The organism is Rathayibacter sp. AY1F8, assembly GCF_002932165.1.
GTDB lineage: Bacteria > Actinomycetota > Actinomycetes > Actinomycetales > Microbacteriaceae > Rathayibacter.
The window spans coordinates 127,616-146,699 of sequence record NZ_PSVB01000002.1 but is presented as its reverse complement, the minus strand read 5'-3'; the positions used below and the strand labels follow the sequence as shown (position 1 = coordinate 146,699).

Genomic DNA, 19,084 nt, shown 5'->3' with positions numbered 1-19,084 from the left:
TCCCTGCCCGAAGCCTAGTCCAGGGCCCTCCACGGGCGGAGGGACCGCGGAGGGGCGCCTCGCTAGACTCGTCCGCGACGCGGGCCTCGCCCGACCCCCCTTCGTTCATCCGTCAAAGGAGATGCCATGCCCGTCGCTACCCCGGACCAGTACGCAGAGATGCTCGACAAGGCGAAGGCGGGCGGCTTCGCCTACCCGGCGTTCAACGTCTCGTCGTCGCAGACGATCAACGCGGTCCTCCAGGGCCTCACCGAGGCGGGCTCGGACGGCATCATCCAGGTCACCACCGGAGGCGCGGACTACTTCGCCGGCCACACCGTGAAGAATCGCGCGGCCGGCGCGATCGCCTTCGCGAGGTTCGCGACCGAGGTCGCCAAGAACTACCCGGTCACGGTCGCGCTCCACACCGACCACTGCCCGCAGAACGCGCTCGAGGGCTTCGTCTACCCGCTGATCGCCGCCTCCGAGGAGGAGGTCAAGGCCGGTCGCGAGCCGCTCTTCCAGTCGCACATGTGGGACGGCTCCGCGATCCCGCTCGACGAGAACCTCGCCATCGCGAAGGAGATCCTCCCGCGCGTCAAGAACATCAACGCCATCCTCGAGGTCGAGATCGGCGTCGTCGGCGGCGAGGAGGACGGCGTCTCGCACGACATCAACGAGCACCTCTACACCACGCTCGACGACGCGATCGCGACCGTCGAGGCCCTCGGCTTCGGCGAGCAGGGCCGTTACATGGCCGCCCTGACCTTCGGCAACGTCCACGGCGTCTACAAGCCGGGCAACGTCCGCCTGCGCCCGGAGCTGCTCCGCGAGATCCAGGACGGCCTGCAGGCGAAGTACGGCACCGGCGCGCTCCCCCTCGACCTCGTCTTCCACGGCGGCTCGGGCTCGACCGACGAGGAGATCGCCGAGGCGGTCCGCAACGGCGTCGTCAAGATGAACATCGACACCGACACGCAGTACGCGTTCAGCCGCTCCGTCGCGGACACCGTGCTGAAGAACTACGACGGCTTCCTCAAGGTCGACGGCGAGGTCGGCAACAAGAAGGTCTACGACCCGCGCTCGTGGGGCAAGATCGCCGAGACCGCGATGGCCGCGCGCGTCGCCGAGGCGACCCGTCAGCTCGGCTCGGCCGGGAACTCCGGGAAGTAGGGCACCGCTCCGTGACGAACGCACACGATCAGCCGGGCGACAGGCGTCCGGAGCCGCAGTACGGCGAGTACGCGCCGCCCGGCTGGTCGTGGCAGCCGCCGGAGGACGCCGTGGTCGTCCCCGACCCGAGGGGGTCGGAGACCGATCCGAGGCCCGCGACCGCTCCGGCCGCGAAGCCCGTCGCGCATCCCGTCGACCGCCTGCTCACGATCGTGCTGCTCGCGCTCGGCGTGTTCTTCGCCGTGCCGACGCTGCTCGATCCCTCGAGCTTCGCGACGACCCTCCAGGAGCTCTACCGCTCCCAGGGCATCGGCACCTACGCGTCGCCGGAGCTCGCACGGATCCTCGGCGTAGTGGTGGCGCTCGCGCAGTCGCTGATCGTCGCCTTCGCGGTGTGGATCTCGATCCGGCGGCTCCGCGCCGGCAAGCGCGCCGTGCTCGTCCCGATCCTCGGGATCGCGGCGACCGTGCTGCTCTCCCTGATCGTCGCGGCGATCGCCATCCTGGGCGACCCGACGTTCGCGGAGTACGTCACGCGCATGTCGGGCTCGCAGGGCGGCGCCGGCACCGACGTCTAGCGTCGATCCCCGTTCCACCGCACACGGAAGAGGCCGCCGCTCCCGAGGGAGGGCGGCCTCTTCCGTGTCCGGGCCGGAACGCTCTAGGCGCCCGCTCCCGCGCTGATGCGTCCACCGACGCCGCGGGCGTCGCGCTTGCCGGCGACGTCCTTGCGCAGCTCCTTGGGGAGCGAGAACATCAGGTCCTCCTCCGCGGTCTTGACCTCCTCGACATCGCCGTACCCGGCGGCGGCGAGGTCGTCGAGGACCTCCTGGACGAGCACCTCGGGCACCGAGGCGCCGCTGGTGACGCCGACGGTGCGGATGCCCTCGAGCCATTCCTGCTTGATCTCGCTCGCGTAGTCGACCCGGTAGGCGGCCTTCGCGCCGTACTCGAGGGCGACCTCGACGAGGCGCACGGAGTTGGAGGAGTTCGCGGAGCCGACGACGATGACCAGCTCGGCGCCCGCGGCGACCTTCTTGATCGCGACCTGGCGGTTCTGCGTGGCGTAGCAGATGTCGTCGCTCGGCGGGTCCTGCAGGTTGGGGAAGCGCTCGCGGAGACGGCGCACCGTCTCCATCGTCTCGTCGACCGAGAGCGTCGTCTGCGAGAGCCAGACGACCTTGTCCGGGTCCTTCACGACGATGTTCGGCACGTCGTCGGGGCTGCCGACGAGGGTGACGTGATCGGGGGCCTCGCCCGCGGTGCCCTCGACCTCCTCGTGGCCCTCGTGGCCGATGAGGAGGATCTCGAAGTCGTCGCGCGCGAAGCGGACGGCCTCGCGGTGCACCTTCGTCACCAGGGGGCAGGTCGCGTCGATCGCCTGGAGACCGCGGTCGGCCGCGCCCTGGACGACGGCCGGTGAGACGCCGTGCGCGCTGAAGACGATGTGCGATCCCTCGGGCACCTCGTCGACCTCGTCGACGAAGATGGCGCCCTGGCTCTCGAGCGTGGAGACGACGTGCACGTTGTGCACGATCTGCTTGCGCACGTAGACCGGCGCACCGTAGTGCTCGATGGCCTTCTCGACGGCGACGACCGCGCGGTCGACTCCGGCGCAGTAGCCGCGGGGCGCGGCGAGGAGGACGCGCTTGCGGCCCTCGACGGGGACGTCGCGCAGACGCCCTGTGGCGCGGGGCATGCGCGGCATGGGCAGGCTGATCGGGACTTGGCTCACCCCCTGATTCTACGTGGTGCATCCTGTGCCCGGGCCGTCCCGGTGTCGGACCCGTCCCGTACCGTTGTCGTCGCGGGAGGGCACTCCCGTTCCCCCCGTCCCTCCGAGCAGAGGCAGCGATGACCGACGCCCCACCCACCGCCGACGCACCCTGGCCGGTCGGCCTGCTCGCCAGCAAGATCAAGGGCTGGATCGAGCGCCTCGGCACCGCGTGGGTCGAGGGCGAGATCACCCAGTGGGGCGCGTCCGGCGGCAACGTCTACGGGAAGCTGAAGGACCTGTCCGGAGACGCGACGGTCGGCTTCACCGTCTGGTCGTCGGTGCGGAGCCGCCTCCCGGCCGACCTCAAGCAGGGCGATCGGGTCATCGCGCTGGTGAAGCCCAACTACTGGGTCAAGGGCGGCACGCTCTCGATGCAGGTCTTCGAGATGCGCCACGTCGGCCTGGGCGATCTGCTGGAGAAGCTCGAGCGGCTCCGCCGGCAGCTCGCGTCGGAGGGGCTGTTCGACGCCTCCCGCAAGAAGCCGCTGCCGTTCCTCCCGCACGGCGTGGGCCTCATCACCGGCAAGGACTCGGACGCCGAGAAGGACGTGCTGCGGAACGCGCAGCTGCGCTGGCCGGCCGTGCGCTTCCGGGTGGTCCACTCGGCCGTGCAGGGCGACCGGACGGTCCCGGAGGTGCTCTCGGCCCTGCGGACCCTCGAGGCCGACGACAGCATCGACGTGATCGTGATCGCCCGCGGAGGCGGCGACTTCCAGAACCTGCTCGGCTTCAGCGACGAGGCGCTCGTGCGCGCCGTCGCCGCCTGCTCCACTCCGGTCGTCAGCGCGATCGGCCACGAGGCCGACCGCCCGCTGCTCGACGACGTCGCCGACCTGCGCGCCTCCACTCCCACCGACGCCGCGAAGAGGGTCGTGCCCGACGTCTCCGACGAGCTGCTGCGCGTGCAGCAGGCCCGGCTGCGGATGACCGGCCGCGTGAGCGGGCTCGTCTCGCACGAGATCGACCGGCTCTCGCAGCTGCGCTCGCGGCCGGTGCTCGCCCAGCCGCACGTGCTGGTCGACCGGCACTCCGAGGAGCTGACCCGCTGGGTGGCGCGCGGCGCCGAGCTGGTGGACCGCCGCCTCGAGCGCGCGCACCTCGAGGTCGAGCGCCTGCACGGCCACCTGCGCGCCCTCTCCCCCCAGCACACCCTCGACCGCGGCTACGCGATCGTCCAGAACGCGGCCGGGCACGTCGTCCGGGCGCCCGGTGACGCGCCGGCCGGCGGCGCACTCGTCCTCACGCTCGCGGAGGGGGCCGTCGGCGCCCGCTCCGAGGGGCCCACCGGCGATCCCGCCGGCCGGTCCTGAGCCCGCCGCGCCACCCGTCCCCCCTCAGCCCCGATCGATAGGATCAGACCCATGCCCGACTCCCCCGACGCCCCGGCGAACGACTCCGACGTCTCGGGATTCTCCTACGAGCAGGCGCGCGACGAGCTCGTCCGCGTCGTCTCCGAGCTCGAGCAGGGCAGCTCCACCCTCGAGCGCTCGCTCGCCCTGTGGGAGCGCGGCGAGGCCCTCGCCGCCCGCTGCGAGGAGTGGCTGATCGGAGCACGCGCCCGGCTGGACGCGGCCCGCTCCGGAGGGGCGGCCGCCGGATGAGCCGCGCGAAGCCCGCGCGGGTCGTCGCCGAGCTCGGGCGCCCGGAGACGGCCGCCGAGACGGCCGCACGCAAGGCCGAGAACTCCCGGCTCTACCGTCAGCGCAAGACGGTCAACAACCTCGTCTTCTCGCTGCTCGCGACCGTCGGCGCGGTAGCGCTCATCGTCCTGCTCGTCCCCCGCGGCGACACCGTGGAGCTCTCCTCGGTCGATGTCCCCCGCGTCGCCGCGCAGGTCCAGCTGGGCGAGGAGCAGACGCTCGCCGTGCCCTCCCTGCCCGAGGGCTGGAAGGCCAACGCGGCCGAGCTCCGCCGCGAGAACGGCACCGACTACTGGTACGTCGGCCTGATCACGCCGAAGGCGGGCTACATCGGCCTGAGTCAGGGGCTCGACGCGGACGCGGCCTGGGTCGCGACGCAGCTCGACCGCCGGGCGGCGACCGGCGTCGAGACGATCGACGGCCGCGACTGGACCGTCTACGACCACCGCGACTCCGGCGACGACACCGGCAACACGCCCTACGCACTCGAGACGACGGAGGGCTCCAGCACCTACCTCGTCTACGGCACGGCCCCGACGGACGAGATCCGCCTGGTCGTGGACGCCATCACCCCGCAGATCGGCCAGGAGGAGTCCCGATGAGCCTCGGAACCAGCAGCACCGTCCCCCGCGAGTCCCGCCCGCCGGCGTGGGTCTGGAAGGAGATGCTCCGCGGCAACCAGCGCTTCGTCGCAGGCGAGCCCCGCCACCCCCGCCAGGACGTCGAGCGCCGCGCCGAGCTCGCCGCCGCGCAGGCCCCGCTCGCTGCGCTCTTCGGCTGCAGCGACTCCCGCCTCGCGGCCGAGATCATCTTCGACCTGGGGCTCGGCGACCTCTTCGTCGTCCGCAACGCCGGCCAGGTGATCGCGGACTCCATCATCGGCTCGCTGGAGTACGGCGTCGCCGTCCTCGGCGTGAAGGTGCTGCTCGTGCTCGGCCACGACGAGTGCGGAGCGGTCCGGGCGGCGATCCAGTCGCAGGCGCCCGGCGCCGAGCGGCTCCCCCCGCACATCGAGCACCTGATCGAGCCGATCATCCCCGCGGTGCGCCGCCTCGTGGGCGCCCAGCCGGACGGCCGCGTGCTCGTCGACCCGTCGGCGACCGACGCGCTGGCCGTCGGCCGCGAGCACCTGCGCGACACGGTCGCCGAGCTGCTCCAGCGCTCCCCGCTGATCGCCGACGCGGTCGCGACCGGGCGGCTCGCCCTCGTGGGCGCCAACTACCGGCTCTCGGACGGCACCGTGATGTCCGATGTCGTGCTCGGCATCGATCCGCCCGAGCTCAGCCCCTACCTCTCCGAGCTGGAGCGCGACTCCGGCTCGGCCTCCTCCGCCGCCGCTCCGAGCGCGGTGGGATCGGATCCCGCGTGAGCGGCTCCGGACAGCACAGCACCAACCGATCAGACAAGGACGAACACAGCGTGGTGGATCACTCCCCGACCGACGACTCCGGCGACTTCCGCATCGAGCACGACACGATGGGCGAGGTGCGGGTCCCCCGCGACGCCCTCTACGCCGCGCAGACCCAGCGGGCGGTCGAGAACTTCCCGATCTCGGGTGCGGGCCTCGAGCCGGCCCAGATCGCGGCCCTCGCGCGCATCAAGAAGGCGGCGGCGCTGGCCAACGCCGAGCTGGGCGTGCTCGACGCCGACATCGCCACGGCGATCGCCGACGCGGCCGACCTCGTCGTCGGGGGCGGCTACGACGCGCACTTCCCGATCGACGTCTACCAGACCGGCTCGGGCACGTCCTCGAACATGAACATGAACGAGGTGCTGGGCTCGCTGGCGACCACGGCCCTCGGCCGCACCGTGCACCCGAACGACCACGTCAACGCCTCGCAGTCCTCCAACGACGTGTTCCCCACCTCGGTCCACGTCGCCGTCACCGGCGCGCTCATCGAGTCGCTGATCCCCTCGCTCGAGCAGCTCGCCGAGTCGCTCGAGGTCAAGGCGGAGCAGTGGGCCGAGGTCGTCAAGGCCGGCCGAACCCACCTGATGGACGCCACCCCCGTCACGCTCGGCCAGGAGTTCGGCGGCTACGCCGCGCAGATCCGCCTCGGCATCGAACGCGTGCAGTCGGCGCTCCCCCGCGTCGCCGAGGTCCCGCTCGGCGGCACCGCGGTCGGCACCGGGATCAACACCCCCGCCGGCTTCCCGCAGAAGGTCATCGCGCGCCTCGCGGAGGAGACGGGCCTTCCCGTCACCGAGGCCCGCAACCACTTCGAGGCCCAGGGCGCGCGGGACTCGCTGGTCGAGGCCTCCGGAGCGCTGCGCGTGCTCGCGGTGAGCCTGACCAAGATCAACAACGACCTCCGCTGGATGGGCTCCGGCCCCAACACCGGCCTCGGAGAGCTGCGGATCCCCGACCTCCAGCCCGGATCCTCGATCATGCCCGGCAAGGTGAACCCGGTGATCCCGGAGGCCGTCCTCATGGTCTGCGCGCGCGTGATCGGCAACGACGCCACCATCGCCTGGGCGGGCGCCTCGGGTGCCTTCGAGCTCAACGTCGCGATCCCCGTCATGGGGACGGCGCTGCTGGAGTCGATCCGCCTGCTCGCGAACTCCGCCGTGCTGCTCGCCGACAAGACCGTCGACGGCCTCGAGGCCGACGTCGAGCACGCCCGCGCCCTCGCCGAGTCCTCCCCCTCGATCGTCACCCCGCTCAACAAGGTGATCGGCTACGAGGCCGCCGCCAAGGTCGCGAAGAACTCGGTCGCCAAGGGGATCACCGTCCGCGAGTCGGTCGTGGACCTCGGCTTCGTCGAGCGCGGCGAGGTGACGGAGGAGCAGCTCGACAGCGCCCTCGACGTCATGTCGATGACCCACCCCGGCTGAGCCCGGCCCTCCGACGGCCCGTCCCTGCGCTCGGCGCGGAGGCGGGCCGTCAGAGCACCAGCCAGAACCCCGTGAGCAGGAACGGTCCGAACGCGACCCGTCCGCGGACGCACAGCACGAGCACCCACAGCCCTGCCACCGCGAAGCCGACAGCGGGCGCGGCGACGACCTGCTCGGGTCCGAGAGCCGCGAGCGGCGGTGCGAGGGCCGCCTGGAGCTTCACGTCGCCGAGGCCCAGCCCGCCCGCCGCATGCAGCACGCCCAGGCACAGCACCGTCGCGAGGACGGCGAGAAGCGTCCCCGCCGTGGGCGCGAGGACGGCTCCGACCACCAGCAGCGGGAGCGTGACCGCGTTCGGGAGCCGGTGCCCGCGCACGTCCGCCAGCACCAGCGGCACACTCGCGAGCGCCACCGGGACGAGGCCGGGCGCCCGACCGAGGTGCGGGGCCCCGATCAGGAGGAGCACCAGGGCGCCGAGGAGCAGGACGGCCCGGTCGAGCAGAGATCCGCGGAGCATCCGCCGAGACTAGGGGGCGACGCCCTCGGGGCGTCGGAGTTCTCCACAGGGCGGCCCGCCGGCGTGCTCGGGCGGCGGCGGGTCCCATCCCGGCCTCAGTCGTGCGGCGGCAGCGGTCCCAGCAGGAGCGACGCCCAGGCGCCGTGCGCCGACGCGTCGTCGGAGGGGTGGAACTGCCCGGCGAGCACGTCGCGGTAGAGGCGACCGAGCTCCGACCGGCGCTGGTACGCCGACCCGCCCGCGATCCGGACGGCGCTCTCGACCGCGCGGAGCGCTCCCTCCGTGGTGCGGATCTTCACCCCCACCAGCGACGGGAACCAGCGCGCGCCCCGGTCGACGAGCGCGTCCACGTCGGCCGCCGCCGAGCGCAGGGGCGCCTCGAGCCCGTCGAGCAGCATCCCGGTCTCAGCCACCCGGTGCCGCACCTCGGGGTCCTCCGCCAGTGGCCGCCCTCCCGCCCGGAGGGAGGTCCGTCGGCGGACGGAGGCGACGGCGAGCTCGAGCGCGCGCTGCGCGACACCGAGGTAGACCGAGGAGATCAGCAGCTCGAAGGCCGCGAAGACGGCGAAGACGAAGGGGTCGGCGGTCGGTCCGACGGGCAGCGAGCGGATCATCCGCTCGGCCGGGACGACGACGCCGTCGAGCACCGTCGTGCGGCTCTGGGTCGCCCGCATGCCGAGCGTGTCCCAGTCGTCGCGGACCTCGAGCCCGGCGACCGGCGAGTCCGGGCGCTCACGGTGCACGAAGCCGTGCACGAGCCGCGGCTCCGTCCCGCTGTCGTCGCGGCCGAACACGCCGAGCCGCGTCCAGGCGGGCGCGAGGGAGGTGAAGACCTTCGTGCCGGTGAAGCGGTAGCCGCCGTCCCCGAGCGGCTCCGCCCGCGTCAGTGAGTCCGAGAGCACCAGGTCGTTGCCCGCCTCGCTGTTGCCGAAGGCGAAGACGTGACCCGCCGCGGCGTCGACGAGGACCGAGCGGAGGGAGTCGTCGCCCCGCTCGAGCAGGAGCCGCGCGATCCCGGTCCAGACCAGGTGCATGTTGACGGCGAGCGCGGTCGCGGGCGCGGCCGTCGCGAGGCGCGTCTGCTCGGCGGCCGCCTGCTCCAGGCCGAGGCCGGCACCGCCGAGCTCCTCGGGGACGAGCAGCGCCAGGTAGCCGATCGAGCGCAGCTCCTCCAGGTCGTCCGCGCAGAACGCGTTGCGCTCGTCGTAGTCGGCCGCGCGGGTGCGGAAGCGCTCGAGGAGCGCGTCGTCGAGGATGCTCACCCGTCCACGCTACGCCCCGGTGCCCTGCAGGGACGCGCCCGGCCCGGGGATCCTCGGATCCCACGGACCGGACGCACAGCGAGCCCGTCAGGCGAGCTCGTTCGACTCCAGCATCTCGGTGACCAGAGCGGCGATCGCCGAGCGCTCGGAGCGGGTCAGCGTGACGTGCGCGAACAGCGGGTGGCCCTTCAGCGTCTCGATCACGGAGGCGACCCCGTCGTGCCGGCCGACCCGGAGGTTGTCGCGCTGCGCCACGTCGTGGGTCAGCACCACCCGGGAGTTCTGCCCGACGCGCGAGAGCACCGTGAGCAGGACGTTCCGCTCCAGCGACTGCGCCTCGTCGACGATCACGAACGCGTCGTGCAGCGAGCGCCCGCGGATGTGCGTGAGCGGCAGCACCTCGAGCATCCCGCGCTCGATGACCTCGTCGAGCACGTTCTGCGACACCAGCGCCCCGAGCGTGTCGAAGACCGCCTGCGCCCAGGGGTTCATCTTCTCGGCCGCGTCGCCGGGCAGGAAGCCGAGGTCCTGGCCGCCCACCGCGTAGAGCGGCCGGAAGACCATGATCTTCTTGTGCTGGCGCTTCTCCAGCACCGCCTCCAGGCCCGCGCAGAGCGCCAGCGCCGACTTGCCGGTGCCGGCCCGGCCGCCGAGCGAGACGATGCCGACCTCCGGGTCGAGCAGCAGGTCGATCGCGAGCCGCTGCTCCGCCGACCGCCCGTGCAGGCCGAACACGTCCTTGTCGCCGCGGACCAGCGTGATCTGCCGCTTGCCGGTGACCCTCGCGAGAGCGGAGCCGCGGTCGGAGTGGACGACGAGTCCGGTGTTGACCGGGATGTCGGCCACGACGTCCGTGAAGAGCCGCTCGCGGTCGTAGAGCTCGCTCATCGCGTCGCCGCCGAGCGTCACGTCGTCCATGCCGGTCCAACCGGACTCGGGGGCCTGCTCCGCCAGGTACTCCTCCGCGGCGAGGCCGATGGAGGCGGCCTTCACGCGCATCGGCATGTCCTTGGACACGACGGTGACCGCGGCGCCCTCGCTCTGCAGGTTGAGCGCGACGGCGAGGATCCTCGCGTCGTTGTCGCCCATCTGGAGCCCGCTCGGCAGCACCGACATGTTCGAGTGGTTGAGCTCGACGCGGAGCGTGCCGCCGCGGCCGACGGCGATGGGGAAGTCGAGGCGCTCGTGCTGCACGCGCAGCTCGTCGAGGCGGCGCAGGGCCTGCCGGGCGAAGTAGCCGATCTCGGGATCGTTGCGCTTGCCCTCGAGCTCGCTGATGACGACGATCGGCAGCACGACGGCGTGCTCCGCGAACCGGAACATCGAGGAGGGATCCGACAGCAGCACCGAGGTGTCCAGGACGTAGGTGCGGAGGAGCTGATCGGCCGGATCCGAGGAGCCGTGCTGGACACGGCGGTGGACGCCGCCCTGCGTCCCGGTCTGCGGATCCATGCCCTGGGGAACTGTCACGACGACTCTCCACACTCCGGGGGCCGGAGCCCCCGGCTCATGTCCTCGAGCCGGTCTCATCGGTGCGTGTCGTGCACCGCGCAGTGTCCCTTCGGCGTCTGCGCGATGTCGAGCCGTACTTCTGTGGCCGTCTCGACCAGGCGCTGTACCTGATGACTCGAACCTAACCCGGCGAATGACATCCGTGTGCTTCTCACCGCTACGAATGTGTAACCAGTGTGTGAACGCGCGGAATCCGGCCTAGTAGTCGATGCTCGTGGCCGACGAGATCAGGGCGGCGCGGAGCAGCGCGAGGGTCGCGTCGGTGGTGCCGGCGTGCGCGCTGAAGCGGACGGTGCTCGGACGCACGCGCGCGGTGACGCCGTGCGCGGCGAGGGAGGCTGCCAGCGGGGCCAGCTCCTCCGGCCCCGGCTCGACGACCACGATGCCGGCGCGCTCGTGCTCGCCGCGGGAGCCCACGACCGCCAGTCCGAACTCGTCCGCGAGGTCGACGATCGCGCTGACCCGCTCCGCCACGAGCGCGGCGATCGTCGACTGCCCGACCGCGGCGACCTCCTCCAGCGCCGACGCGAGCCGGGCCTGGGCGATCGGGTCCGGGTTGCTGATGCTGAAGGCGCGGGCGTCGCCGCGCGGCGGAGCCACCTCGTCCCACGGCTCCGCCTGCTCCGATCCCGTCCAGCCGGAGAGCACCGGGGTCAGCCGCGACAGCGCCCGCTCGCTGAGCGCGAGGAAGCCCGTCCCCCAGCCGGCGCGGAGCCACTTCTGGCCGCCGGTGACGACCACGTCCGCCAGCTCGTAGGGCGCGTCGACGATGCCGAAGCCCTGGATCGCGTCGAGGACGAGCATCCGGTCGCCGATCACGTCGCGGATCGCCGCGACGTCCGCGAGGTAGCCGGTGCGGGAGTCGACCAGGCTCACCGCGACGGTCGTCACGTCGTCCGTGAGCTGCTCGCGGACCGCCTCCGGCGTCACCCGTCCCTGCTCGGTCCGCAGCCAGCGGGGCTCCACCGAGCCGAGAGCCTGCGCCGAGCGCACCGCCGCGAACGGCAGGCTCGGGAACTCCGCGGCCGACAGCAGCACCGCGCCCGAGGCGCCGAACAGCGCGTGCAGGAGGCCGGTCGAGGTGTTGGGCTGGAAGACGACGCTGTCGGCGGGGACGCGCACGAGCGCCGCCGCCGCCTCCCGGACGCGCTCGTCCTGCCGGAACAGCTCGTCGAGGGTGCCGCTGCGCGCGCGCACCAGCAGCTCGACGGCCGCCTCCTGCTCGGCGGCGACGGTCGCCGAGAGCGGGCCCACCCGGCCGAAGTCGAGGTACCCGGTCTCCTCGCCGAAGCCGGCGAGGTAGTCCTCGGTCGTGGTGGAGGTGGCCTCGTTCGAGCTCATGCCGGCCCTTCCGGTCGGTGGTGCGGCAGGAGCCGCGAGGTCAGCTGCCGAAGCGGCGGTGCCGTCCGGCGTAGTCGCGGAGCGCGCGGAGGAAGTCGACCTCGCGGATGTCGGGGCCGAGCGCCTCCATGAAGTAGAACTCGCTGTGCGCGCTCTGCCAGAGCATGAAGTCGGAGAGGCGCTGCTCCCCCGAGGTGCGGATGACCAGATCGGGGTCGGGCTGCCCGCTGGTGTACAGGTGCTCGCCGATGAGCTCCGGGGTCAGCAGGCCCGCGACGTCCTCGATGGAGGAGCCGCGCTTGCCGTGCTCCTCCAGGATGCTCCGCACGGCCTGGGCGATCTCGTGCCGCCCGCCGTAGCCGACCGCGAGGTTGACGTGCAGGCCCGTGTGGGAGGCGGTGCGCGCCTCCGCCGTGTCGAGCGCGGCCACGAGCGAGGGCGGGAGGCCCTCGTCGGAGCCGACGTGCTGCACGCGCCAGTCGGGCTGCTGCGAGACCTCCTCGGCGAGGTCGGCGATGATCGCGATCAGCTCGGTCAGCTCGCTGCTGTCGCGGCCGACGAGGTTGTCCTGCGAGAGCAGGTAGAGGGTGACGTGGCGCACACCGAGCTCGTCGCACCACTGCAGGAACTCGTGCACCTTGGCGGCTCCGGCCCGGTGGCCGTGCGCGGCGGTCTCGAGGGCCCGCTGCCGCGCCCAGCGCCGGTTGCCGTCGATGATCATCGCGACGTGGTTCGGCAGGGAGTCGGGGGGAAGGCTCGAGCGGAGGCGCTTCTTGTAGACGCCGTAGAGGAGGTCCCTTCCCACAGGCAGTCTCGGCTTCGGCACAGTGACACGGTAGTCGACCCGGGGCGCTCCTCGAAGCCCGGCGGCGCTCGGCGTCGGCCCGGGACGGCGTCGTAGTCTGTCCGGCATGAGCCAGCGGCCGACGCCTCCCCCGTCCGATCCCCGCGCCCGCACCGACCGCGGCGGAGACGCCGTCGGAGCGGACGGCCCGGACCTGCCCGCCCTCCCCCTCGTCGAGGACGCGATCGAGCACGACTCCTCGGCGGAGGTCCGGCCCACCTGGCGCGGCTGGATCCACGCCGGCCTCTTCCCGCTCGCGATCGTCGCCGGAGTGGTGCTGATCGTGGTCGCGGAGGGGACCGCGGCGAAGTGGGCGGCCGCGGTGTTCGCGGCCACGTCGCTCCTGCTCTTCGGCAACTCCGCTCTGTACCACCGCTTCGACTGGAAGCCGCGGACGAAGATGATCCTCAAGCGGATCGACCACGCCAACATCTTCCTGCTGATCGCCGGCACCTACACGCCGCTGGCCGCGCTCGCCCTGCCGCCCGCGCAGGGCACGCTCCTGCTGGTCCTGGTCTGGGCGGGGGCGCTGCTCGGGATCGGCTTCCGCGTCTTCTGGATCGGCGCGCCGCGCTGGCTCTACGTGCCGCTCTACCTGCTGCTGGGCTGGGCGGCCGTGATGTACCTCGGTCCGCTCTTCGAGGCCAGCGCGACGATGATGGTGCTCGTCCTCGTCGGCGGGCTCTGCTACTCCGCCGGAGCCGTGATCTACGGGATCAAGAAGCCCAACCCGGTCCCGGGCGTCTTCGGCTTCCACGAGATCTTCCACGCGCTCACGGCCGTGGCGTTCCTCTGCCACTGGACGGCGGCGCTGATCGTCTCGCTCCACCCCGCCTACAACGCCTAGCGGGGCCCGGGCCCACCGGTGCGGGCCGGGCTCAGCCCTCGCTGCGCTCCGCCTCCTCGGCGTCGAGCCGCTCCTTCACCTGGGCGGTGTAGGTGGTGCGCCGCACGCGCCGGACCATGTCGAGCGCGAGGAGGACGGCGGCCAGAGCGATCACGAGCATCGTGATGAAGCCGAAGAGGCCCGGCGTGACCGTGTCCTCGTTGAACTCGGGACCCGGGGTCGGCACCGTCGTGGAGGCGAGGACGACGGCGCGCTGGGCGCCCTCGAGCAGCCCGGCGATCACGCGCGCACCTCGTCGGCGACGACGACGCCGGAGCCGTCGGGCTCCGGGGACACCGGGGCGTCCCCCGAGGGCTCGGGGTCGGGAGCGATCGGCGGGACGACCGCGGTCGGGCCCGGGGCGAGCTCGGCCAGGTCGAGACCGGCGAAGAGATCCGTCTCGGGCGTCGGCGCGTCGACCCGGCTCTCGACGAGCTGGAAGTCGTCGGTCGGCCAGGCGGCGTCGATCGCCTCGTGCGGGAGGAAGAAGAAGGCGTTGTCCGGAGCGACCTGGCTGGCGTGGGCCAGCAGGGCCGCATCGCGCCGATCGTGGAAGCCGGAGATCACGACCCGCGTCGTCGCGAGGTACGGGGTGTCCTCGTTCCAGCGCTTCATCTCCTCGAAGACCGACAGGCGCGGGTCCTCCGGGTCGATCGAGCGCAGGTGCTCGGCGATCGCCCGCAGCTTCTGGCCACTGAAGACGCGGTCGTAGTACAGCTTCGAGATCGACCACGGAGCGCCCGTGCCCCGGTACTCCTCGGCGAGGCCCGCCGCGCGGTACGCCTCGACGGCGACCTGGTGGGCGCGGATGTGGTCGGGGTGCGGGTAGCCGCCGTTCTCGTCGTAGCTGATGATCACGTGCGGCCGGAACCGGCGGACCAGGCGCACGAGCGGAGCGGCGGCCGTGGCGAGCGGCAGGCCCGCGAACGAGGCGGCGTCGACCTTCCCGTCCTCGGGCATGCCGGAGTCGACGAAGCCGAGCCAGGCGTGCTCGACGCCGAGCGCCTCGCGAGCGGCCGCCATCTCGTACCGGCGGAGGCCGCCGATGTCGCGCTCGGCGTGCGCGCGGGCCTCGAGGCCCTCGTTCAGCACGGAGCCGGCCTCGCCTCCGGTGCAGGAGACCACCATGACCTCGGCGCCCCGCGAGGCGTAGGCGGCCAGCGTCGCCGCGCCCTTGCTCGACTCGTCGTCAGGATGGGCGTGCACGGCGAGGAGGCGCGGAGTGTCCCGCACCTCCGAATCGACGGAGACCTCGACGGCCTGGGACACGATCGCTCGATTCCTCGGGGTTTAATGGGATCGGCGCTCCCGTCCGCGGAGGACGCGCGCCACCCGTCCAGAGTAGACGCATCACCCAGGGAGTTCCGTGGCCGCCCGCACGTCCGAGAGCGTCGAGGGAGCCGCCGCGCCCGCGCTCGATCCGGACGCCGTCCGCGCCGCCGGACCCCTCGCCACCCGCTACGGCCGCACGACGCGCACCCGCCGCGGGAACCGCTGGCTCTTCGGCGGTGTCGCGCTCGCCTTCGTCGCCGTCTTCGCCGCCTGGGTCGTCTGGGCCGGCCTCGACGGAGCACGCGGCGGAGTGGACGTCCAGGACACCGCGCACCAGGTCGTCGACGACCGCACCGTCACCGTCTCCTTCGACCTCACCGCGCCCGTCGGCCGCGAGGTCGCCTGCGCGGTCCAGGCCCTCAACGAGCAGTCCGCCGTGGTCGGCTGGCTGGTCGTGGAGTACCCCGCCACGACGGAGCGCTTCCGCTCCTACACGGAGACCGTCCGCACCACCGAGCTCGCGAACACAGGTTTGATCTCCTCCTGCTGGCTCCCGTAGGCTTGCCCGAAGCCCTGACGGACTCGTCGGGGCCTCGCCATTCCCACCGCCGCCTGACGCCGGCCGTCCCCACCGCCGGACGCGGACACCTCCGCACGGTGCTGCCGGGCGCCGCGAGCGCGGCCCGCAGAGCAGGAGCCCACCATGGCCGACCAGTCACAGGTGACCTGGATGACCCAGGAGTCGTACGACCGCCTCGAGGCGGAGCTCACCGAGCTGTCCACCAACGGACGCGAGGAGATCGCCAAGCGCATCGAGGTCGCCCGCGAGGAGGGCGACCTGAAGGAGAACGGCGGCTACCACGCCGCGAAGGACGAGCAGGGCAAGATCGAGGCCCGCATCCGCCAGTTGACCTCCCTCCTCCGCGAAGCCGAGATCGGCACGCCCCCCGAGAGCCACGGAGTCGTCGAGGCCGGCACCATCATCACCGCCGAGATCGCCGGCGACGAGTCCCGCTTCCTCCTCGGCAACCGCGAGATGGCGGGCGAGAGCGACCTCGACGTCTACAGCCCCCAGAGCCCCCTCGGATCGGCGATCATGGGCCTGAACGTCGGCGACACCGCCCGCTTCACGGCACCCAACGGGCGGGAGATCGAGGTCCGCGTCGCCAACGTCGAGACCTGGTCCGGCCACTGATCGCACGTCGCGGCGCTCTCCGCGGCGTTGTCGTCGGGCGCGATACCGCCGGTATCGCTTCCTCCTCCGCCTTGCGGAGAACGCCGCGACGCACGATCAGCCCTCTCCAGACGGGGGGCGCCGGCTTCGCGGCGAGAGCGTCGGGCGCGATACCGCCGGTACCGCTTCCTCCTCCGCCTTGCGGAGAACGCCGCGACGCACGATCAGCCCTCTCCAGACGGGGGGCGCCGGCTTCGCGGCGACAGCGTCGGGCGCGATGCCGCCGGTACCGCTTCCTCCTCCGCCTTGCGGAGAACGCGGCGACGCACGATCAGCCCTCTCCGAACGGGCGCGCCGCGCCGGCTTCGCGGCGACGGCGAGGGCGCGAGATCGCCGGTACCGGCTTTGTCCTCCGCTCTGCGGAGAACACCGCGGCGCCCTCGAGCGGTCAGTTGCGGGAGATGCGGGGGGCGTAGCCGGCGTCGGTGAGGACCTGGATGACGCGGTCGGCGTGCTCGGGGCCGCGGGTCTCGACGCTGATCTCGATCTCGACCTCGCTGATCTGCAGGCCCCGGCCGTGCCGGGTGTGCAGCACCTCGACCACGTTCGCGTTCGCCTCCGAGATGAGCTCCGCGATGCGCGACAGCTGCCCCGGACGATCCGGCAGCCCGATGCTCATCTTGAGGTAGCGCTCCGACGCGGCCAGGCCCCGGCTGATCACCCGCTCCATCATCAGCGGATCGATGTTGCCGCCCGACAGGATGACCGCGGTCGCTCCGGCGTCGCGGATCTTCCCCGTCAGGATCGCCGCGATGCCCACCGCGCCCGCGGGCTCCACCACGAGCTTCGCCCGCTCCAGCAGCACCAGCAGAGCCCGGGCGATGTCGTCGTCCTCGACGGTGACGACCTCGTCCACCATCTCGCGGACGATCGCGAAGTTCAGCTGCCCCGGCTTCGCCACGGCGATGCCGTCGGCGATCGTCGGAGAGATCGTGATCGCGGTCGGCTCGCCGCTCGCGAGCGAGAGCGGGTACGGCGCCGCGTTGGCCGCCTGCACGCCGATGACGCGGAGCGTGCGCCCCTCCTCGGCCGCCTTCTGCTTGGCCGCCGAGGCGACCCCGGCGATGAGGCCGCCCCCGCCGATGGGCACCACGATGGTCTCGACGGCGGGGGCCTGCTCGAGGATCTCGAGGCCGACCGTGCCCTGGCCGGTGATCACGTCGGGGTGGTCGTAGGGAGGAACGAAGACCGCGCCGGTGCGCTCGGCGAACTCCGCCGCCGCCGCGAGCGCCTCGTTGAAGATGTGCCCGCTCAGCACCACGTCAGCGCCGTAGTCACGGGTGGCCGCGAGCTTGGGCAGCGCGACGCCGATCGGCATGAAGATCGTGGCCTTGATCCCCAGCTCCCGCGCCGCGTAGGCGACGCCCTGCGCGTGGTTGCCGGCCGAGGCCGCCACGACTCCGCGGGCCCGCTCCTCCGGGGTGAGCCGCGACATCCGGAACACGGCTCCGCGGATCTTGTAGGAGCCGGTGCGCTGGAGGTTCTCGCACTTGAGGAACACGGGCGAGCCGAGGACCTGCGCGAGGAAGGTGCTCGTCTCCATGGGGGTGGCGGCGATGACGGGGGCGAGGACGGCGCGGGCCGCCTCGAACTCGTGGAGGGCGGGTCCGACGACGCGGCTAGTCTGCATGCTCTGCGGCAACTCTCTCGGGGGTTCGGGTCGGCGAGCGCCAGGCTCCGCTCGCGACGTACTTGACCATGACGTTGAGTGTGGCCACGACGGGCACCGCGAAGAAGGCGCCGGCGATGCCGCCGATGATCGAGCCTCCGGCCACAGCGAGCACGACGGCCAACGGGTGGACCTTGACCGCCGACCCCATGATCAGCGGCTGGAGGATGTGGCCCTCGAGCTGCTGCACCGCGAGGACGACGATCAGCAGGAAGAGCGCGATCAGCGGTCCGTTGTAGACCAGCGCGATGAAGACGGCCAGCGCCCCCGTCACCACGGCGCCGATGACCGGCACGAAGGAGCCGAGGAAGACGAGCACGCCGATCGGGATGGCCAGCGGGACGCCGAGGAGGAAGGAGCCGAGGCCGATGCCGACCGCGTCGACGAAGGCGACCAGGATCTGCACCTTCACGAAGTTGGTCAGCGTCACCCACCCTGCGCGGCCGGCGCCGTCGACGGCTCCGCGGGCGCGGCGCGGGAAGAGGCGGACGACCCAGCTCCAGATGTTCGGCCCGTCGATGAGGATGAACAGCGTCGAGAAAAGGGTGAGCAGCACGCCCGTCAGCAGGTGGCCGACGGTCGAGCCGACGCTGAGCGCGCCGCTGACCAGCATCCCCGAGTCCTGCTGCAGGGCCGTGAGCGCCTGCTGCGCGTACTGGTTGATGTCGGTCTCGGTGAGGTGGAGCGGCGACTCGAGGAGGAAGGCCTTGAAGTCGTCGTAGGACTGCACCGTCTGCCGGCTGAGATCGTCGAAGCCGGAGTAGACCTGGGTGACGACGAGGAAGAGGAGCCCGCCGATCACCACGACGATCCCCAGCTCCGCCAGGACGACGGCGGCCCACTTGGGCCAGCGGTGGCGCTGGAGGAAGCTCGAGAACGGCACGAGCAGGGCGGCGATCACGATCGCGAGCAGGAGCGGGATGACGATCAGCCGCAGCTCGATGACGAGCAGCACCAGCACCGCGAGCGCCGCGACCACGACGAGGACGCGCCAGGCCCAGGCGCCGGCGATGCGCATCCCGTCGCTCACGAAGGCCGAATCGGCGACGGGAGCGGGCCGGGAGGGGGCGGCCGGGGCGACGGGCGCGGCGGGCTGGACGGCGCGCGGGCCGGAGGTGCGGCGGGACCTGCCGAGTCTCATCT

At 72.4% G+C, this 19,084-nt stretch carries 20 protein-coding genes; 10 read left to right on the top strand and 10 right to left on the bottom strand.

Going from position 1 to position 19,084, the window contains the following annotated elements:
* Positions 1-126: 126 nt before the first annotated feature.
* Together fbaA and C5C35_RS02295 are read left to right on the top strand one after the other, a co-directional pair.
* Positions 127-1,152, top strand: coding sequence for a class II fructose-bisphosphate aldolase (gene fbaA, locus C5C35_RS02300; protein WP_104224414.1), 1,026 nt, complete (start codon positions 127-129; stop codon positions 1,150-1,152).
* Between the two features lie 11 nt (positions 1,153-1,163).
* On the top strand, positions 1,164-1,730 hold the full coding sequence (locus C5C35_RS02295; RefSeq protein ID WP_104224415.1) for a DUF6264 family protein: 567 nt from the start codon (positions 1,164-1,166) through the stop codon (positions 1,728-1,730).
* Between the two features lie 83 nt (positions 1,731-1,813).
* Here C5C35_RS02295 and C5C35_RS02290 read toward each other — a convergent pair whose 3' ends face one another.
* Positions 1,814-2,860 carry a 4-hydroxy-3-methylbut-2-enyl diphosphate reductase gene (locus C5C35_RS02290; RefSeq protein WP_104225527.1) on the bottom strand — a complete coding sequence of 349 codons (1,047 nt, stop codon included), beginning with the start codon at positions 2,858-2,860 and terminating at the stop codon, positions 1,814-1,816.
* Positions 2,861-3,006: 146 nt separating this feature from the next.
* On the opposite strand from C5C35_RS02290, the gene xseA reads away from it, so the two are divergent.
* From xseA to C5C35_RS02265, 5 genes are read left to right on the top strand one after another with little or no spacing between them, the layout of a single operon-like run.
* The gene (gene xseA / locus C5C35_RS02285) at positions 3,007-4,239 is read left to right on the top strand and encodes an exodeoxyribonuclease VII large subunit (protein WP_104224417.1); all 1,233 of its coding nucleotides are present in this window, start codon (positions 3,007-3,009) and stop codon (positions 4,237-4,239) included.
* Between the two features lie 51 nt (positions 4,240-4,290).
* Positions 4,291-4,530: an exodeoxyribonuclease VII small subunit gene (locus C5C35_RS02280; RefSeq protein ID WP_104262471.1), complete on the top strand. Its 240-nt coding sequence runs from the start codon at positions 4,291-4,293 to the stop codon at positions 4,528-4,530.
* Positions 4,527-5,171 carry a DUF4245 domain-containing protein gene (locus C5C35_RS02275; RefSeq protein WP_104225525.1) on the top strand — a complete coding sequence of 215 codons (645 nt, stop codon included), beginning with the start codon at positions 4,527-4,529 and terminating at the stop codon, positions 5,169-5,171. The genes C5C35_RS02280 and C5C35_RS02275 overlap by 4 nt, the downstream gene beginning before the upstream one ends.
* Positions 5,168-5,938 (top strand): carbonic anhydrase, encoded by a 771-nt coding sequence (locus C5C35_RS02270; RefSeq protein ID WP_219814135.1) that lies wholly within the window; start codon positions 5,168-5,170, stop codon positions 5,936-5,938. The genes C5C35_RS02275 and C5C35_RS02270 overlap by 4 nt, the downstream gene beginning before the upstream one ends.
* Positions 5,939-5,988: 50 nt before the next feature.
* Entirely contained in the window at positions 5,989-7,404 is a 1,416-nt protein-coding gene (locus tag C5C35_RS02265; protein WP_104224420.1) for an aspartate ammonia-lyase, read from the top strand.
* Positions 7,405-7,453: 49 nt separating this feature from the next.
* Here C5C35_RS02265 and C5C35_RS02260 read toward each other — a convergent pair whose 3' ends face one another.
* The 5 genes from C5C35_RS02260 to C5C35_RS02240 all read right to left on the bottom strand — a co-directional run bounded on the left by C5C35_RS02260 (position 7,454) and on the right by C5C35_RS02240 (position 12,862).
* A complete protein-coding gene (locus C5C35_RS02260) occupies positions 7,454-7,921 on the bottom strand; it encodes a prepilin peptidase (RefSeq protein WP_104262470.1) in 468 nt (155 codons plus the stop codon).
* A 95-nt stretch (positions 7,922-8,016) separates the two neighbouring features.
* Positions 8,017-9,183, bottom strand: coding sequence for an acyl-CoA dehydrogenase family protein (locus C5C35_RS02255; protein WP_104262469.1), 1,167 nt, complete (start codon positions 9,181-9,183; stop codon positions 8,017-8,019).
* Between the two features lie 87 nt (positions 9,184-9,270).
* Positions 9,271-10,635: a PhoH family protein gene (locus C5C35_RS02250; protein WP_104224423.1), complete on the bottom strand. Its 1,365-nt coding sequence runs from the start codon at positions 10,633-10,635 to the stop codon at positions 9,271-9,273.
* A 258-nt stretch (positions 10,636-10,893) separates the two neighbouring features.
* On the bottom strand, positions 10,894-12,036 hold the full coding sequence (locus C5C35_RS02245) for an aminotransferase class V-fold PLP-dependent enzyme (RefSeq protein WP_104262468.1): 1,143 nt from the start codon (positions 12,034-12,036) through the stop codon (positions 10,894-10,896).
* A 40-nt stretch (positions 12,037-12,076) separates the two neighbouring features.
* A complete protein-coding gene (locus C5C35_RS02240) occupies positions 12,077-12,862 on the bottom strand; it encodes an isoprenyl transferase (protein WP_244230612.1) in 786 nt (261 codons plus the stop codon).
* 85 nt (positions 12,863-12,947) lie between these two features.
* On the opposite strand from C5C35_RS02240, the gene C5C35_RS02235 reads away from it, so the two are divergent.
* Positions 12,948-13,727, top strand: coding sequence for a hemolysin III family protein (locus tag C5C35_RS02235; protein ID WP_104262467.1), 780 nt, complete (start codon positions 12,948-12,950; stop codon positions 13,725-13,727).
* Positions 13,728-13,758: 31 nt separating this feature from the next.
* On the opposite strand, the gene C5C35_RS02230 is transcribed toward C5C35_RS02235, so the two are convergent.
* Both C5C35_RS02230 and mca read right to left on the bottom strand, forming a co-directional pair.
* Positions 13,759-14,010, bottom strand: coding sequence for a hypothetical protein (locus C5C35_RS02230; RefSeq protein WP_244230611.1), 252 nt, complete (start codon positions 14,008-14,010; stop codon positions 13,759-13,761).
* Positions 14,007-15,035, bottom strand: coding sequence for a mycothiol conjugate amidase Mca (gene mca, locus C5C35_RS02225; protein ID WP_244229458.1), 1,029 nt, complete (start codon positions 15,033-15,035; stop codon positions 14,007-14,009). The genes C5C35_RS02230 and mca overlap by 4 nt, the downstream gene beginning before the upstream one ends.
* 97 nt (positions 15,036-15,132) lie before the next feature.
* Between mca and C5C35_RS02220 the strand changes: the two genes are divergently transcribed.
* Together C5C35_RS02220 and greA are read left to right on the top strand one after the other, a co-directional pair.
* Positions 15,133-15,597 carry a DUF4307 domain-containing protein gene (locus C5C35_RS02220; RefSeq protein WP_104232767.1) on the top strand — a complete coding sequence of 155 codons (465 nt, stop codon included), beginning with the start codon at positions 15,133-15,135 and terminating at the stop codon, positions 15,595-15,597.
* A gap of 144 nt (positions 15,598-15,741) precedes the next feature.
* Positions 15,742-16,233, top strand: a complete 492-nt coding sequence (gene greA / locus C5C35_RS02215) for a transcription elongation factor GreA (RefSeq protein ID WP_104225519.1) — start codon at positions 15,742-15,744, stop codon at positions 16,231-16,233.
* Positions 16,234-16,660: 427 nt separating this feature from the next.
* Here the strand turns inward: greA and ilvA are convergent, their stop codons facing one another.
* Positions 16,661-17,902, bottom strand: coding sequence for a threonine ammonia-lyase (ilvA, locus tag C5C35_RS02210; RefSeq protein WP_104224429.1), 1,242 nt, complete (start codon positions 17,900-17,902; stop codon positions 16,661-16,663).
* A complete protein-coding gene (locus tag C5C35_RS02205; protein ID WP_104225517.1) occupies positions 17,892-19,082 on the bottom strand; it encodes an AI-2E family transporter in 1,191 nt (396 codons plus the stop codon). The genes ilvA and C5C35_RS02205 overlap by 11 nt, the downstream gene beginning before the upstream one ends.
* Positions 19,083-19,084 lie beyond the last annotated feature (2 nt).